Annotated in this window: 10 protein-coding genes; 6 read left to right on the top strand and 4 right to left on the bottom strand. The window is 39.8% G+C overall.

Annotated elements, in window-relative coordinates:
* Nucleotides 1-138 precede the first annotated feature (138 nt).
* A complete protein-coding gene (locus DBR40_RS03680; protein WP_124558454.1) occupies nucleotides 139-639 on the bottom strand; it encodes a DUF6252 family protein in 501 nt (166 codons plus the stop codon).
* A gap of 355 nt (nucleotides 640-994) precedes the next feature.
* On the opposite strand from DBR40_RS03680, the gene DBR40_RS03675 reads away from it, so the two are divergent.
* From DBR40_RS03675 to DBR40_RS03650, 6 genes are all read left to right on the top strand, one after another.
* The gene (locus DBR40_RS03675; protein ID WP_124558453.1) at nucleotides 995-2779 is read left to right on the top strand and encodes an O-antigen ligase family protein; all 1785 of its coding nucleotides are present in this window, start codon (nucleotides 995-997) and stop codon (nucleotides 2777-2779) included.
* 39 nt (nucleotides 2780-2818) lie between these two features.
* Nucleotides 2819-3715, top strand: a complete 897-nt coding sequence (locus tag DBR40_RS26605; protein WP_158673982.1) for a hypothetical protein — start codon at nucleotides 2819-2821, stop codon at nucleotides 3713-3715.
* A 721-nt stretch (nucleotides 3716-4436) separates the two neighbouring features.
* A complete protein-coding gene (locus DBR40_RS03665) occupies nucleotides 4437-5009 on the top strand; it encodes an RNA polymerase sigma factor (RefSeq protein WP_124558452.1) in 573 nt (190 codons plus the stop codon).
* A gap of 77 nt (nucleotides 5010-5086) precedes the next feature.
* Nucleotides 5087-6208: a FecR family protein gene (locus DBR40_RS03660; RefSeq protein WP_124558451.1), complete on the top strand. Its 1122-nt coding sequence runs from the start codon at nucleotides 5087-5089 to the stop codon at nucleotides 6206-6208.
* 260 nt (nucleotides 6209-6468) lie between these two features.
* Nucleotides 6469-9777, top strand: coding sequence for a TonB-dependent receptor (locus DBR40_RS03655; protein WP_124558450.1), 3309 nt, complete (start codon nucleotides 6469-6471; stop codon nucleotides 9775-9777).
* Nucleotides 9778-9798: 21 nt separating this feature from the next.
* A complete protein-coding gene (locus DBR40_RS03650; protein WP_124558449.1) occupies nucleotides 9799-11319 on the top strand; it encodes a RagB/SusD family nutrient uptake outer membrane protein in 1521 nt (506 codons plus the stop codon).
* Between the two features lie 689 nt (nucleotides 11320-12008).
* Here the strand turns inward: DBR40_RS03650 and DBR40_RS03645 are convergent.
* Genes DBR40_RS03645 through DBR40_RS03635 form a run of 3 tightly spaced genes read right to left on the bottom strand, consistent with a single transcriptional unit; the run spans nucleotide 12009 to nucleotide 18508 of the window.
* A complete protein-coding gene (locus DBR40_RS03645; RefSeq protein ID WP_124558448.1) occupies nucleotides 12009-14246 on the bottom strand; it encodes an alpha-N-acetylglucosaminidase in 2238 nt (745 codons plus the stop codon).
* 9 nt (nucleotides 14247-14255) lie between these two features.
* Nucleotides 14256-16808: a hypothetical protein gene (locus DBR40_RS03640; protein WP_124558447.1), complete on the bottom strand. Its 2553-nt coding sequence runs from the start codon at nucleotides 16806-16808 to the stop codon at nucleotides 14256-14258.
* A gap of 59 nt (nucleotides 16809-16867) precedes the next feature.
* The gene (locus DBR40_RS03635; protein WP_124558446.1) at nucleotides 16868-18508 is read right to left on the bottom strand and encodes a RagB/SusD family nutrient uptake outer membrane protein; all 1641 of its coding nucleotides are present in this window, start codon (nucleotides 18506-18508) and stop codon (nucleotides 16868-16870) included.
* Nucleotides 18509-18529: the final 21 nt, after the last annotated feature.

Below are 18529 nucleotides of genomic sequence, written 5' to 3'. Positions count from 1 at the left end.
ACTCCTAATTTGTAATCCAGGCCTTTAACCTCAATATTAAATAAACGATGCCATAAATGGATTCAAAATCTTAAGAACTAGAGTTTTTTAAACAATAACAGAAATAAGACCATTTTGGATAAATATTTATGGTATTTTTTAGTTCGTGAAATTAATGTCGAACCGCCCATTTGTGACAGAGATTAGCTTTCCTGTAGAGGCATTTTTGCCAGTAAAGTAAAATCGTCCAGAAATAATATTTTTGACCTTATCGTACTTGGTGATGATTATTTTTCCTTCAATGGCAGGGTAAGCAGCATCAAAACCGCTATACGTCGTTTCGGAAGTAATTGGATACTCGCCTGTGGCTACCATATTTCTAACTGGTAAACCAACTCCTTCATTAGTGCTTTTTCTTCTGGAATAAAGGGATAAAATATCAGATTGTATTGAGGCTGTGAGTGCCGGCAGACCAATCACACCATCTGGCGTGTATACCTTACCATCAATAAGGCACCCAAATGTATTTGCTCCTACCTGGGTTTCAGCTGGTAGTTCTTCATCTTTAGTTATAGAAGAATGTTTCTTACAAGAAGTTAATGTTAAAACTAACAGTAAGATTGATATATAGCATTTTATCAAATGCAGTGAGATTTTCACAAGGAGTAGAGTTGAGCGTATCGTTTTTCGGAATCTAACTTAGATATTTTTTTGATAAATAAGTATTTTCTAAAAAAATGAATGTTGTTATGTACCACACATAAAGTTTTTTAAGAAATAATTCAACTGGATCCAATAGCATTAAAATAAGATTTCATATTCAATAAATTTCATAAGCGTAAGGTATCTGATATTTTGGAGATTGTTCAATCTTTTGCTACTTTAGAATAAATTACTTAAACGCCCTCAATGAATCAAAAAACTTCCAGCCAAGAGCTCAAAATTATCACAATATCTCTATCAGAATGGAGAACTATCGAAGTTCTACTTTAGTCTCTAGATCCACGAAAGAATTATGCTCAATAATTTTTCTTTTACATCTAAAAAAGGAGTTGTTTTAATTCAGGCATTTCTATTTCTTGTGCTAGTTTTAGCTTGCCTAAATAACCCATTAATAAGTCAATGGAGTGCATTGCCAAATGTTTATTTATTCTTTTTTATTTCATTGTTATTCTCTGTGCCTATACTAATACTAGAATTGAATGATTCAAAAAAACGATTAAACCTGATTGATCTGGGAGTGGTGTTTTTTTTTCTGTTTCTTATAATTCATATTATTTGGAACATAGGGAATGGAAATTTATTTCTTAATGATTCTTTGTTATCATTAAGCTTTATTTTAATAATGTACTTTCCTTTCAAGTATTTAATAAAACACAATTACTCCTCTGTAGTTCAGGTTTTTATATTAATATTTGATATACATCTCATCTTGGGAGCAGTACAGTTTTTTTACTCCTACTTGAATGGTTTAGACATTTCTTTAACTGTTAGCGGAAGTTTTAGGCATTCCGGAATTTTTTCTATTTATCTAGCATCATTCCTTCCTATAAGGTTTAACATGGCTAAAAACAAGTTAGATTCAATATTTAGTTACTGGAATATCTTTCTGCTATCATTCATATTGTTATTGGTTTTAGCTACCCAATCCCGAGCTGGATTATTTCTCTACTGCATCAGTTTGATATTTTTATTCCGTACATATATAAAAAGCTTTTATTCTAAAAGTAGATATAAGGTTATACTGCTTACAGCGACAATTATTTTTTCAACAGCCTTAATAACAACTTTGATATATTTAAAAGTTCCATCAGCATTAGGCAGACTTTTTATATGGCAAAATTCTTTTGAAATGTTTTGGCAAAAACCCATTTTAGGATGGGGATCTGGTGGATTTGAAAAATCATATCTGGATCAACAGGCAACATATTTCAAAAACAATCTATCTTCAGACGCTTATAAATATAAGATGGTCGCTGATAGTGTATCCTCACCTCTTAACGAATACCTAAAAATACTTGTAGATCATGGCATTATGGGTATTTTCTGTTTGGCTATAACGATCAGAATAATCTGGAAATTTTCGAAAAACATCCATAATAAGAATGAATATTCCTTTTTCTTTACCTTAACTTTAATCTTGTTATCGGCTTTTGTCTATTTTACTTTTCAATCTACGACAATATTTTTGGTCCTCCTATTGTGCCTGGCCTATATCTCTAGCGGAGAAAGTGAATTAAATTTATACGTAACTATAAATAAATCGGTTACATTATTAATAAAAGGTTTGTTATTTATTTTATGTTCTTTATTATTCTATTATAGTTTAGAACAATACAATGCCACTGCCAGGTGGAAGAAAGCAATAAATCACATGGAATCTCATCCCGAAATATCGTTAAAGGTTTATAAAGAAATATCTAACGAATTAAACCATCGGCCAGCTTTTAATTACAATTATGGGGTTACATTATTTCAATATGGCCGGTATCCAGAAAGTGTTAAAATCTTCGAAGACCTTAGGAATAAGTTTGTCACTCTAGACGTAATGCTATACTTAGGTAAATCTTACCAGGCCGTTAAACAATATAATAATGCTGAGAAAATCTTCAAAGATGCTTCTTTTATGGTACCTAATAGATTTATCCCAAAATACAATCTGTTTAGGCTTTATCACGAAATTAAAGATTTTAAGAAGGCAGATGCTGTAGCGCAAGAAATATTGACCATGCCAGTAAAAATATCCTCAAATGAAGTAGATAGCATAAAAAATGAAGTAAAAAAAATGTTGATTAAATGAAAATTCAATAATAGAAGTATAACCCTTACCTAAAAAACCATGAAAAAATCAAATTACCTCCTAAGTTTTGGAATTACAATTTCAGTTTTTGCATTTATTGTAATAATTGCATCTTGTCAAAAATCTAAAGACAGTTTTGATGAATTACTTGATACTAAAAACATCAGTCTGAATCAAAAAATGTCATCGACTACTTTTAACGCTTGTCTTGAGACCTATGATATATGGCAGTGGTCTGTCTCATACGCATGCCCTCAAAATTCGGTTGAACTGGCATTGAATAAGAAAGATATCAAGAGAGCTAAACGCATTGATTCGATTACCAAAGCAAATCCTTCAAAATATCCAGTTACTGCACCTGTTCTTAATGATCCAAAAAAGGAAGCCCCACAATCTTTTTCAATTCTTCAATATGGTGTCCCAACAACCAGCATAATTGATGAGGTTGGTTCGGCACCAGAGTTTGGAGGTTCGGTTATTACATTATATATATTGGAATATGGTCCATATGGTGGTGTAATTTCTTTAGGTATTAAAAATGGAGGATATAGCAGAGCAGTTGCATTTTATCCTAACACCTATTCAATTGTTAAAGATGTGAGTTACCCGGGAGTGTTTACGAATACCAGTGGCCTGGCGTATACGTATAGTATTTCGAAAACAGCAACTTTCCTCGGGCCGTTTCTCAATTATTTATCAAAAAGACAAACACCTACAGTTAGCCATAATTATACTATTAATTCATTTGAAGGATACCACCTTTTCAAAGAGGCTATTGGTTTAATCGGAATTTCATTACCAACTGTAACTACCATTGGTGATTATCCTCATAGTCTAGCACAAGCCATAAGAACATGGACACCGCCAGCTAATGTAACGGTAAATCTTGATGGAGGATTCATTCCATTGAGGCAGGGAGATGGAGGAGACTTGTAATCTATATGAAGATCATTTTTATTAGTAATACTTTGACATGATCTATTTTAATCGTGATATGGCTTTTACTACCTTAATTGACCTCATAGAATCCTTATAGAGCCTTGATTCGTTCTTTAACGAAAAAAGTTTAGTAAAAAGAATGGAAATAACCATAACAGGCAATAATTAAAAAGGTTGTAGTCCTGTACACTGCCCCCAAAAAGTTAGACACTTATTGGGGGCATTTTTATGGCTACAACCTTTTTAGTGTTTGTACTAAGCAACATAGCTCTATCAGATCATATTTCCACACACAGTACAAGTGCACCGGCATATAGCCTACTTATGATACAACATCTTCCAGTTAGTCGGGATTTGTAATCCCGTCTTTTAACCACAATCTTAAATACACGATGACATAAATGGATTTTAAATCCAAAGAACCATAGATCTGGATTACCAATCCGGACTAGCAAGAGCCCAAATATATTTACCAATAAGAGGTAATAATTTGCCAATTTAATTGAATTTTAATTCTAACTTTATCATTTAATTGCACTGTAAGTCAGTTTATCCTGCTGATTTAACACTATTGCTTCGAAGCAATATGAGCCATGTATAACCAAATAAATCACGAAGCTACCAAAAGCGGCTTAACCGCATACGAACCAGCCGTTACCCCTCTCTGAATTGCTGCATCATGTGTTTTTTATCCAATCATATATAGATAACCGAGTTAATGACCAAGTATAACGCATACACCGACCAACTACTCGCTCAGCTGTTGCGTGAAGGAGACCGTGTGGCATACACCGAAGTTTACAACCGTTATAAAAGATTGTTATACCTCTTTGCTTTTCGCAGACTTGGAGAAAAAGAAGAGGTATGGGACATTGTTCATGAGGTATTTCTTTCCTTGTGGCTAAATCACGAAAATCTGGTCATCGAGCATTCATTATCTACTTATCTGCATGCCGCCATGAGGAATAAGGTAGCCAATGCCATTGCCCATAAGCATGTTTCGGCACGTTATTTAGATAGCTTTACCCTATACCTATCAAGCGAAAAGGATGTTACCGATCATGCAGTACGACACCATGAACTCGAAATCCTCATCGACCGGGAAATTAATGCACTACCGGCACAAATGCGAAAAGTATTCGAAATGAGCCGTAAAAACGGTTATAACCGCAAACAGATTGCCGAACTCCTCAATCTTTCTGAAGAGACTGTTAAAGCCCATATGTACCAATCGCTCAAAAGATTAAAGATGAAACTGGGCTCTATGCTGAGCATTGTTTTTTTACTTTAATTTTTTTTACAAAAAGACTAACCCTAAATTGCTTGGTAACTGACTAACTACTAATTACAGCCAAATATAATTAGTAGATGGATCAACATTACGCAAAGCAGCTCCTTGAGAAATACAAGTCGGGCAACTGTAGCCAGTTTGAAAAAGAGCAGGTTGAAAGTTGGATAGACTTTGGTGAATTTCCCGAATTTACCTTAAGCGAAAAAGAGCTGCAAAACCAGATGAATGCCCTTTCAAGTGCTTTACCTTTACACCGTGAGCGTCGTTTATGGCCACGCTTCTCTATTGCCGCTGCACTTGCATTTATAGTAATGAGTATTGGCATCACCTACTATAAAACAAACACTCCTCCGGGCCAAAAAGAAAAACCTACCGTAAAAAATATAGTTCCCGGTAAAACAGGGGCAACACTAACCCTGGCCAACGGACAAAAGATTAAGCTAAGTGATGCAGTAAATGGCGAAATAGCCAAAGAAACCGGCGTAAGCATTACCAAAATGCAAAACGGACAGCTGGCTTATCAATTTGCACCTACAGCCAATGGTAGCGCTAAAAAAAATATGCTGAATACCCTTTCTACTGCACGTGGCGAAACCTATTTGCTTATTTTACCCGATAAATCAAAAGTCTGGCTTAATGCAGCATCCAGCATCACTTACTTTACAAACCTTATTGATAAGGGTGTACGTAGGGTTCAATTAAAGGGAGAAGCTTATTTCGAAGTTTTTAAAGATAAATCGCATCCTTTTATTGTAAGCACAGCCAATCAGGAGGTAGAAGTTTTGGGTACCCATTTTAATATCAACAGCTATGCTGATGAGCCTGCAACCACAACCACCCTGTTAGAAGGAAGCGTGAAAGTTAAACAGGGACCGATAAGCCATATGTTAAAACCAGATCAGCAGGCAGCAATTGATAAAGGAGGAAAATTTACCCTGAGTAATGTAAATGCTGATGATGCAGTAGCATGGAAAGATGGGGTTTTTCTTTTTGAAGATGAACCTTTAGAAAGCATTATGCGCCGGATATCGAGATGGTATAATTTAGACATCGAATATGCAAAAGATGTAGATAAGGATAAATTATATAGTGGAGGGGTTTCCAGGTACGAAAATGTATCTACGGTGTTGGAAATTTTGGAGTCAACAAAAAATATACACTTAAAAATAGAAGAAAGGAGAATAATTGTTATGAAATAAGCTTATTAAACCACCCGGTAATTCAAGATATCCAAAAAACCTATTTATAACAATCAGCCCTGAACTAAGTCAGGACTGACTGGATGTTTTGATTACACTCCTAAAATGGAATTATTTTATCGTTTAAGACACGATTGCCTACAAATTTTCGACGATGAGAAGGCATTCGTAAATCAACCAAAACAAACAAATTTATGAAATCTATCCATCTGTTTAAATGTGGTATTCAAGATATTACATTTAAACGCACATTGCGTATTATGAAACTGACTCTAGTCATTCTGGCAACCTTTATCCTGCAGATAAGGGCATCGACCTTTGCCCAATATGTAACGCTGAAAGAGACGAATAAAAACCTGCGGAACATTTTCTCACAAATTAGAAAACAAACAGGATATGTTGTGCTCTACGAATCTTCAATTGTAAACAGGGCAGCAGTAATATCGGTTAATTTAGAGAAGACGCCTATAAATGAGGCATTAAAAATTATCTTAAAAGATCAAAAGCTCGATTTCGAGATCAAACAAAAATCTATTATTCTGAGCAGGCAGAAAGTGCTGCTCGAGCGGGTAATAGAAAAAGCAGAGAAAATAGATATTAAGGGAAAAGTTATCGATGTGAGTGGTAAACCCATTCCAAACGTAAACATCCTGATTAAGGGAACAAAGCGCGGGGTGTCAACCGATGTGGATGGCAATTTTAGCCTGGCACTGGCTACCGGAGAAAACGAAATCACCGTATCGGCCATAGGTTTTGAAACACAAACCGTGGCGGTAAACAACCGTACATTTATCAGCATAACCCTCAAAGAAATGTCAGCTAACCTAGATGAGTTTGTGGTAGTGGGATATGGAACGCAAAAAAAGATCAACCTTTCGGGTTCGGTAAGCTCGGTTTCGGGCAAAACCATTACCGAACGTCCTGTACCCAACATTTCAAATTTATTGCAGGGGCGCATCAGCGGACTTGATATTGTACAGCCAACCGGCGAGCCCGGCAGAGATAATGGTAGCTTCAGGCTACGTGGCCTTGGCTCTTATGGTGCCTCTTCGTCTCCGCTGGTATTGGTTGATGGGATTATAGGCTCGATCAATAATCTTTCGCCACAAGATGTAGAAAACATAACGGTATTAAAAGATGCTTCTTCGGCCTCTATTTATGGTGCAAGGGCAGCTAACGGCGTAATATTGGTAACCACCAAAAAGGGCAAAATGGGTACTGATGTTATTGAGTATAATGGTAGTTACGGTACCAGCGAGGCCACCAGAATGCCCGATCTGATTACCAATTCGGTTACTTACATGGAAATGTATAACCAGGCCAAAGCCAGAAGCGGCCAGCCTGCACAGTATACACAGGCCCAGATAGATGCTTACAGAAACAATCCAAACAACGAACAATACCCTAATTTTAACTGGCTGGAATATATTTTAGGTAAAGGCCCTATCCACAACCATAACCTGGGTTTTTCGGGCGGTACCACTAAAAGCACATACAATGTTTCCTTAAATTATCTCGATCAAAACAGTATTACCAAAGGCTATTTGTACAAAAGATATAATGGCTTGCTTGATTTTTCTACGCAGGTACATTCGAAGGTAAAAATAGGTGCTAATATTAACATGTCTTTTCAGGATTTAAAGGCTCCATGGTTAGTGAACGATGATTTATTGTTATTAGCCTATGCAGCAGCGCCTACTTTTAAGCCCTTTTTACCCGATGGAAGCGGCAGGGTAGCTACCCGCGATTACGTATCGAGCGGCGGAACAAACCGTACCCCAGAAGAAGTGTACAATACAGGTTCTCAGTTTACAAAAAACTACAACGTAAATGCGCAGGGCTATATCGATATCAATATTATCAAGGGATTAAACTGGCTTTCAAAAGGCGCAATTACCTTCTTTAATCAGGATTTCAGGAACCGCCAGTTTAGAAGTCCTTCATTTGCCTATCAGCCCAATGCCGCTGGTGTTTATCAGGAGGTAGGTAATGGTAATTCGAATTTTGCCGGCCTTCAACAAAGCTCGGCAAGGAACATTACCAAAACTTTTTACAGCACCTTAAATTACAATAAAGTTTTTGCCAACAACCATAATTTTGGCGTATTAGCCGGATACGAACAGCAAGATAACAGAAGTACCAACCTGAGTGGCGGCAGGTTCGATTTTCCGAACAGCACCATTATGGAGCTGGATGGAAGCTCGCCGCTTAACCAAACATTAGGTGGCAATTCATTTGAATGGGCGCTTCAATCGCTGTTTGGAAGGGTAAATTACAACTATAAGGAAAAGTATATTTTAGAAGGTAACATCAGGCATGACGGAACATCGAGGGTAGATGAAAGATACCGCTGGGGAACTTTCGGCGGCGGATCGGCTGCCTGGAAAATATCAGAAGAAAGCTTTATTAAAGATAATTTTTCGTGGATCGATAATTTAAAAATAAGAGCTTCTTATGGTGTACTGGGTAACCAGGAAATTGTAACCAATGGAAATTTAAACTACTATCCTTATCAGGATATTCTTTCGCTTACTACTTATCCTTTTTCGAGCTTAAGCTCTGGTGTGCAACTTACCAGACTGGTAGAAAAGAATTTACGCTGGGAAAAAACATCTGTTAGAGATATCGGTCTGGAGTTCGATTTGTATAAAGGTTTATTTGGTGCAACCATTAACTATTATAGAAAGAATACAACCGATATTTTGGCAACCCGCACAGATCTTCCTACAAGTTTTGGGCTTGCTGCACCAACAGTAAATGCCGGCGCCATGGTTAATAAAGGTATAGAAATTGAACTGAGACACCAGAACCGTATTGGCGACTTTACCTACGGCGCCAATTTTATTTTTCACCGCTATAGAAACAAAGTAACCAAAGTAATTACAGAAACACTCGGAACCTTTGAAGTGGGCCAACCGTTTAACAATTTCTTTGTTTACGATTGGATTGGGGTTTTTCAAAGTCAGCAAGAGATAGACAACTCGCCTAAACAACCTAATTCGGGTGTGCTAAAACCTGGCGACCTAAAAATAAGAGATGTAAGTGGAAATGGTACTGTTGGGCCCGAAGATAGGATCCGCATCAGTAGTTTTCCCGATTACACGTATTCGTTTAGTTTAAATGCAGGATGGAAAGGATTTAACCTGAGCGCATTTTTTCAGGGTGTAGAAGGGCAGAAAGTTAACGTAAGCCAATGGGGTTACGAACCCTTTATGCAAGGTTCAGCTCCGCCAACCAAATTTCTTAATGCGTGGACACCAACCAATCCAAGCAATACCATACCAGCGGTGTACCTTACCGGATACGCAGGTGTAGCGGGTTACAACTCTACCTACTTTTTACAGGATGCTTCTTATTTACGCCTGAAGAATTTGTACCTCTCTTACACCTTACCCGAAAATATAGCAAAGAAAATCGGATCGACCGGGGTAACTGTTTATACCTCAGGAGACAACCTGATTACCTGGACCAAATATGAGGGCAATGATCCTGAGAGAGCCGGATCGGGAAGATTTGCACAATTTCCGCAGATCAGGATTTATACCATAGGGCTAAAAGTTAAATATTAGGTCATTTTAAATTATATAGAAATGAAAACAAAATATAACAAGATAAGCTTGGCTGTTTTAATCATCATTGGGATGTTAACTTCCTGTAAAAAAGATTTTCTGGATAAAAACCCTACGGCAGCCATTTCGAGCGAAACATTCTGGAAAAGTGATGCAGATGCCCAAATGGGCCTTACCGGTGTTTACCGCAGGTTACAGGCTGGCTTTTATGGCGCAAGAAAATTGTGGTTGGATACCTATTCGGATAACGCTTTAGACAGGCATAGTTTTTTCGGCTTCGGCAATTTAACCCAGGGCATAGTTAACCCTACGAACATACCTGGTGCATTTTACGATACGCCTTATGCAGGTATTGCCAGCTGTAATTTCTTTTTGGATAATATTGATAAGGCACCCAGCAGCGAAGCCGCTAAAAATGGATATAAAGCCGAGGCCCGCTTTTTAAGGGCTATGTTTTACTTTGATCTGGTACAGGCTTATGGCGGTGTAGTGCTATATAAAACCGCTCCAAAAACGGTTGATGAAGGTAAAATAGCCAAAAGCACAAAAGAAGATATTTTAACTTTTATCCACCAGGAATTAGACTTTGCCATTGCCAATTTGCCCGATGGCGCCTATTCTGGCCATGCCGTAAAGGGAAGTGCACAGGCATTAAAAGCCAGGGTTTATTTATTCCAGCAAAACTGGGCACAGGCCGCTAAATTTTCGAACGATGTAATTACGGGTGGTAAATTCCAGCTGTACCAGGGTGGTTATGATAAGCTTTTTCTTACCGCTACACAGATTAATAATCCCGAGATCATATTCTCTACTAAATACCTAGCGCCTAATAACCCTCAGGACGGAGAAGGTGTGTTGGTAGAGCTGGGCTGGTATGGCAGTATTGCCCCCTACCAAAACCTGATTGATGAATATGAGATGAGCAATGGGAAAATGATAGGCGAAGCCGGCTCGGGCTATAATGCGGCTGATCCGTACAGCAACAGAGACCCGCGTTTAAAGTTTACGGTGAAAGTACCTACAGAGAAGTATATCAATCCGGATGGATCGGTTTTTAACGAATCGGATCCGCTGCTTACCACTTACTCTCAAAAGAAATATGTAGACCTTTCGAAATTACCATTCGACAGAACCAAGACGCCGTTAACGGATCAGAATATCATCCATATCCGTTATGCTGATGTATTACTCATGTACGCAGAGGCTAAAAATGAAGAAAGCGGGCCAGATGCATCTGTTTATAAAGCTTTAAACGATATAAGAGACCGGGCAAGTGTAAAAATGCCTGCTGTTGATCAAACGGTGTACAATACAAAAGATAAGCTAAGAGATTTTATTCTTCACGAAAGACGAATAGAACTGGCTTTAGAAGGCCATCGTTATTTCGATCTAAAAAGAAGGAATTTAATGGATGTTAAACTGGCTCCATTAAAGAATCCGGCAGGCGTTCCGCTAAAGTTTGGCGAGAAGAACAACGTATTGCCTTTTTCGCAGGCAGAAGTAGACCGCAATAAACAATTGGTACAAAATACCGGATATTAACGCTCATTTTTTGTATTGGGCAAAGCCCAATACAAAATTTAAAGCCTGAAATCATACGATTTCAGGCTTTTTCGTTATCACGAAAGTAGCCCCCACCAGGCCCTTCAATCAACCTTATCACTCCTGTTGCCCCACAAAAGAATTGTATATCCTGGGGGGGGTACCCTATCCAATATACCGAGGTACACTTTCCTGAAGTAACTGAGTTTATGGGCCGGGAGCCCGATCTTACTTAGCATGGTATGGTGCAATAAACCCCTGATTGCATTGGGGAAGATAAACTGAGCAAAAAGCCGGTCGAGCACAGGAAAAGAATTACATGCAATTTCAAGCTCCTGTTTTGAAATTAACAGGATAAGTTAGTTTTCGATGACTTCGAGGTTTATATAATTTTATCTTTTTAAAGGAATTTAGGATTGTATCAACTTCACAAATATAACCATTCATTTCAATCGATTGTTATTTTGTGCAATACACGGCAGAGATATGATGGATTTTCCAGACCACATCAGCTAAATTTAAGAATCTCAAAAATAGCGAAATACTCCAGCAAATGAATAATTCAAAAAACAAAAACCATCTATGTAAGTTCAAGAACAATTTACATGGATGGTTTTAAAAAGAATGGACCAGAGCAGAACTAATTCTTCCTTGTATTCTTTACCGAAGTTTCATAATTTATCGTTTAGTTACTTCAATAACCTATTGGCTGTTGGCAACCAGCTTTGGTAAACCTGGTTAACAATTTTAACTTCATCGCCAGCTGGCTTATCATTAAATTTAGGATTGTGTAGTTCGGTCCAGTCTGACTCCCATTTGGACATAGCCTTATAAAAGTCGTTTCCGGTATTACTTGGCCGGTTAAACCTGTTATTGATTTTTTCTTCTTTGTAACGTTCCTTTTCTCCTTTTTCGAGTTCAGCGCTTAGGAAATCGATAAACTTTTTCCAGCGGGCCTTATAAAAATCTTTCACCATACCGTTCCATTGCCTTGCCGAATAGTCATATTGAATGGCCTGCTCATTATATGGCCCCCATATGGTAATTAAGGCCCGGGCATTTTTTTCATAAAGATCGCTTTCGGCCATTGTTTTTCCTATTGCCCGTGCATCTGCAATCCACTTACCTAAAAGAAATTCTTTTCGTGTTCCCAGCAGCTGGTCAAAATCGTCCATTAAAGCCAGGTATTGTTTAGCACTTTGGCCAAACGCAGCTTTATCTCCGTTACGGTAGGCATCGGCCACTTCTTTTTGCATGGGTATGGCTAAATCTGCCACGCACTGACGGGCTAAATCTACCAGGTCATAACGGTAAGTATCTTTGGCCTGCATATTTGCCGGGGCTTTTTGCAATAGTGCCAGTGCTTCCCAAAGGCTTTTAAAGCGATACTTTTTTTCTGAGTTTAAAGCACCATTGGGCGATGCACCATTTATTTTTAAAGCTGGTCTGGCGCAGATACTGCTTTCCATAAAGGTTACAATACCACTTTTACCATATGCGGTATGCAATAACGTATCCCAGGCTAAACTTACTTTTTCGTTGCTGCTTCCATATCGGGCCAGCAGGTAATCGTCCATCCATTTTTTGGTATCGGGCTTTTCTTTTCTCCAGGCCATTTCTGCTGCAGCCTCGTAAATAATCGGGTTATGTTCTATGGCCTCAGGGAACATGCCTATTCCCTGAAATTGTTTTGATTTTTCGGGCTGGTTTAAAATTGCCGGGTAAGCTGCTAATACAGCATTCAAATCCCCACCCATAGCCGTATTGCCACCAAAGTTGTGAATAATCCCACCTACCCATGGCCTTCCCCAGAAAGCCTCACTTCCTTTCCATTTTGAGGCATTTAAATCAAGCATCAATATCCGCTCGGGTGGAATAGACTGTACTATTGCTTTTTGCATGCTCCAAGTTTGCATGGCAATTACCGCTTTCGGATCCACACTTGCCGTGGTAGAATATATCGCCTTCCCTACCTGCGCTAAATATTCATCTCCATCTACAGGTGCTTTTCCTTCATGAAAAGGATCGGCAGCATAAATGTGGTTGGTACCAAATAACCTGGTTTGCTCTTCGATAAAAGTTCTGCTCATCCGGGCATACAAGGGGTCTAAGGGATTGAGTTGTGCAGTGCCGGGGCCGACATAAAACCATACTGCTTTTTTACGGATATCTGCCTGGGGTTGTTTTTCCATCAGCTTAATGGGCACGTATCCGGTAAAACCCTGAAGAATTGGGGTCATACCCAGCTGCCGTTGGCGGGTCAGAATTTTCTGTCCCAAAACAATGCTTCTGTCAATCCAGTTTTGTGGCAGAGGCCCGTTAATGCTTTCAATATTGGTCATCCATTGCCAGGCAAAATAAGCCGGACCTACCAAAAACGAACGGATTTCCTCATCGTTCATGCCATACTTGCGCAAAGTATTTTGCCAAACGGCTTCTTGTCCTGTAATGGACAGGGGCATGTTTATTCCCTGCATGGCCATCCAGTCTATTTCCCTTTCCCAACGCTCCCAATCCCACCAACTCATGGAGTAATTGAAGGTACAATAGTTGAGGTACACGCGGTCTTTGTATGGCGAAGTGATCCGAACCTTACTCGCAGGAACAGGAAGTTTTGCAGGCAAATCCATATTATCGCCACACCAGGAGCGTTGTGCATGGCAATAATATTTGAGGTACCAGTTTAAGGCCGAGGCAACTTCTACAGGCGTATTTCCACGCAATACAATTTTACTTCCTTTTCCTTCTATCTCAAATACATCTTTATTGTTATCGGCAGTTATTTGCGCTACCTCGAAAAAAGAAGCATGTTTAGGCAATACCCTTTTTATCAGGCTCTTTGTACCCGTTTCAAAATCTGAAGCCAGGGCATTTGCCGCGGGGACTAACAGCAACAGATATAGTATTATTTTATGAATGGTTTTCATAGTTTCTGTTTAGTGTGTTTTGTTGACTAATGGTATGGTCTGTCTGCGACTGTTATTGGTTATTGGCCAAAGCTTATCATTTCCGGTTGTTACTTTATTTCCATCAACGGCCTGTTCTATCAGCAAAAAGCTCTTAAATGCTCCCGTGCCTTTGTAGCTGATCTTAATTTTCTTACCTAAGTAAGGTTTTAAATCAAAGCTGGCCATATTCCAGGCTTTGGCTACGGTACTTGGCATACCTGCTACAGCATAACCAGCAAAATTGTTAATCTTCGATTTACTTGTTCTTACCGGCACCACGGTGTTTCCGTCTATACGTAGCTCCGGAAGATCAGGAAAGCCTGTTACCAGTAAATCGCAACGGTCGTTAACGGTTACCGGAAGTGTAATCTCATTGATGGGGCCATCGGTATCTTCGCTTGTTTTCACTACTGGTAAGGCTGGAAGCGTAACCGCATTTTCTGGCTTACCCTTTTCGAACTCAAAAGCCATTGTAGCATAACCTGGTAAAACAATTTCAATTTCCTGCCCGGCAATAAAATGCTGCGGATAGGCATCTGCATATGGAAATACCACATTGGCATGAAAAACTGTTCCGTTCTGCCCGCCAAAATGAATGCTTTGATTAAAAGGAATCCGGAGTTTCTGCTCCCTGCCATCCGGGTTACGGGCTACCAATACACCTTTGTCGCCATCCCAGCCTATATAACCGTAAGCATGTCCTTCATCTGGCCTACCACCTACAAAAAAGGTATTGTTTAATGCTTTCTGATGTGCTTTTGCCCAATTGTGTACCGTGCATAAAGCCTTCCACTCATCGGGGTGCATGGCTGATGGAGAGATGTACCACTCTTTTAAAAGTGTACCTCTTCCATAATGCATCAACACATATTCCTGCCAATCCTGAAGGTTATCGCTTTTGCTTTCCATTCTGCCAACGCTTGTTTTGATGATTCCATGGGTCATCAATCTCGAAATGGGCACTAAAGGCCTGTCGGCGGGATTTCCCCACATGCGCCATAAATAGGTATCGCGATCGGTTGAGGCCATGGCACGTGTAGAAATTTCTGGCCAGTTGCCATTTGTTCCATCATCGCCGGCCAGCATCCACAGCGCATCGGCATATTTAAGCCACCAGGGCGAAAACCACACCCAATTGGTCATATTCTGATAAATTTCGGGGTTCATTTTACGGGTAGCCACCAAAACTTCAAGGCAGGCATCGAGATTTGCTTCATGACCATGACGATCGGTTGCCGGGTGGTTGTTACCCTCTGCCAGATCGCTTAACTGGTTAAAATCGTGCTTAAAATAAATGGTGCCGGTTTCTTTTGCCAATAGCGGAATTTTCTTCAGTACAGTATCTTTATATTGGGTTGAAGAAAGGCTATAATACCGACCGAACTTTGCAAAATAAGCGTTAGGTTTTGCTTCTTTGTATCCTTCGGCCAGCCCCCAGTCTATTTTATTAACATACCCGTTAATAGATAGCCAAAGGCCAAAACCTGTACCCTCGGCCCTTAAGCGGTCGCTTAATTTCTTAACATCTTTAATTCCATTGGGGAAAAACTTCGGAAGCGGATCCCAGATCGATCTGGTATTCTGCCAGCCATTATCGGGCACTACTGCATCTAAATTAATACCATAAGGTACAGTTGCGGCTTTAAACTCCCTGTAAATATTAATCAGCCCATCGCCACTTAAATCTTTTGCTTTGGGCTCGAACCAATTATTATAATGCAGAAAAGACTTTGGCTTTTTCCATAATCCTTCCAGATAGGTCATGAAAGCCATTTCTACTGATTGGTTAGGCCTTGCAAAACCGTTTACAGCAGTTTTACTGATCATTTCATAGCGGTTATTTGCATTTTTCAGGACATATCCCGGAAAATGCATCAGGCGGATCATGCCTTTAGTTCCTTTAGGTTCAATGTCTCTTCCTTCAAGATTGATATCGCTATAATTGCCTACTTTTTCGTAATGCCTGCCATAATCTTTAGGGGTATTGCCATCGGTTCGCCTGGCGTAGCCTCCGGGATATTCCAGACCCAGAAACAATTGATTGCCAACAAAAACCGGCTCTCCTTTACCCCCGCCTTTTTGCTCCTGCGCAATGGTTAATCGCTCTACTTCCAAACGGTCAATCGTTGCAGTTTCCTTATAAACTAACTGCAGGCTTTTGCGCATAAAGGTCTCTCCTTTTTTTAAGCTATACTGAACTTTGATGGTTTGAGGCGCAATGGGATCTTTAGCGATTTGGGGAAGTGGTTTATAGGTAAAGGTTAAAAAAGAAGTATCGGCGTGGTTATATTTTTCGGGAGCAGCGGCAGCTGTAAAATCTGTTATCGTTAGTCCCTGTTCCTTGTTCATGGCTAAAAGCAGAAACTCATCGCTTTTAACCGCAATTACCTGGTGTGTGGCTTGATTGCGGAATGATGCCGTTCGCCAAACCTTTCCATCAAAAGTAAAATTCCGTTCTACCAGGCCATTACCAATTTGGATTTGCTGTGCATTTACCTCCAGAAAGAATAAAAGCAGGAAAGCTATTCTTAATAATTTCATGTGTGTGAGATGTAATAAGGCTACATCAGAAAATATTGATGTAGCCCTTGAAATGATATTTATTGTACCGGATCAAAAGTTCCGTTTTCCCAGCCTATGTTTTGCAGAATTTTAGGGTTATTCTGAATAATACTCCGCGGAATGGGATAAAAAAGACTATTCCCCTGAATTACGATGGGTTGAAGATCGATTGGATCTAAACTCTCTGTAAATACTGTTGCGCTGGTTGGCGGTACTGCAGGAGTTGGATTAATCAGTTTCAATGCTTTGCGGGTTTTACCATTCAGTGTGCTGGAAAGCGTGTTCCATCGCAAAAGGTCGAAGAAACGGATCTGCTCAAAAGCAAGCTCAACCTGACGCTCTTTCTGAATCCGGCTTCTTAAATCGGTCTGACTCATCCCTGCGGTTAAACCATACAAATTATTAACGCCTGGTAGGATTTTAGCCCTTGCACGGATTTTAGTTAAAGCATCGTAAGCAACACTGGCATTTCCGGTTTCGTTGGCAGCTTCGGCTGCAAGCAATAAAATATCGGCATACCTGATGGCAATAAAATCAGTGCCTGATGTGCCGGCCTGGGCAGCCGTTAAGGTAGTATCGACCGCTTTTTTACAATAATATCCAGTATAGGTACCGTTCACATCGCGATAACCATCTATGCCTGAGTTAACATAAGTCCACTGTTTACGCCCAAAATAAGTGGCGCCATTGTAAACGATGGTAGCATAAAACCGGTCGTCGCGGCCACTAAAACGCTGCTGATAACTCAGGGCACTATTCACATCCGAACCATCTTTCATCGGATAGGCATCTGCCATCTCTTGCGAGGGCTGATTTCCGCCAGTCGAATTTACCGATACTGAAATGGGTCTAACTGTAGCATCGCGCCCTTGCGTACGGCCGGGATTAGCAAAACGAATGGCAAAAATTACTTCCTTATTCATCTCGGTAAGGAATAAACTGCCGTACGAATCGAAAAGACCATAACCACTGGCATTTAATTTTGTTAGCGCCTCGTTACAGGCAGCGTAGGCCGCTTGCCAGCGGCTAGCATCATTGTTAGGATTGTAACGTGGCGAAGCCCAATCGACCAGGATGCGGGCTTTTAAGGCAAGCGCTGCTTCTTTACTCGCCCGGCCTACATTTGAACCAGGCGTAACCGAAGGCAATAAGGCAATGGCCTCATCCAAATCCTTTACCATAAAACTGATACATTCGGAAGTTTTGTTCCGGCTCACAAAAATATCGTCGGTAAGCTCTTGTGGAACCGTTATAATGGGAACACCTCCGTGCCTTCTTACCATTTGAAAATATTGATAGGCCCTTAAAAACTTAGCCTCTCCAGTAAACCTGTTCTTCAAACCGGCACTTCCGGCCGAAGTAGGCAACTGCTTGATCATTAAATTAATTTTACGGATTGCAGTGTAGGGCCAGTAAGAGATACTGGCATCGGGCGTAACCGTGCCGTTAATTACCGGGTTACCATTTCTCGACTCATCGGTATAACCGGTTAAACCCAGGTCCCAGGATGGAACATCGAGATAGAGGTTATTGGCAAAAGCGGTTATCAAAACGGTATCCTGCCACACCAAAGCATCTTGTATATTATTGATGTCGTTCTTTTCTGTTACTTTTTTGCAGCTCCATGCCATAAAAAGCACGGTAGCTAAACAGCATATTTTAAAGCATATTTTTTTCATGTTCTGATCTTTTTAATTGGC

Origin of the sequence: Pedobacter sp. KBW01 (assembly GCF_003852395.1) — a bacterium.
GTDB lineage: Bacteria > Bacteroidota > Bacteroidia > Sphingobacteriales > Sphingobacteriaceae > Pedobacter.
The sequence above is the reverse complement of the archived record's forward strand: the minus strand, read 5'-3'. Positions and strand labels throughout refer to the sequence as shown.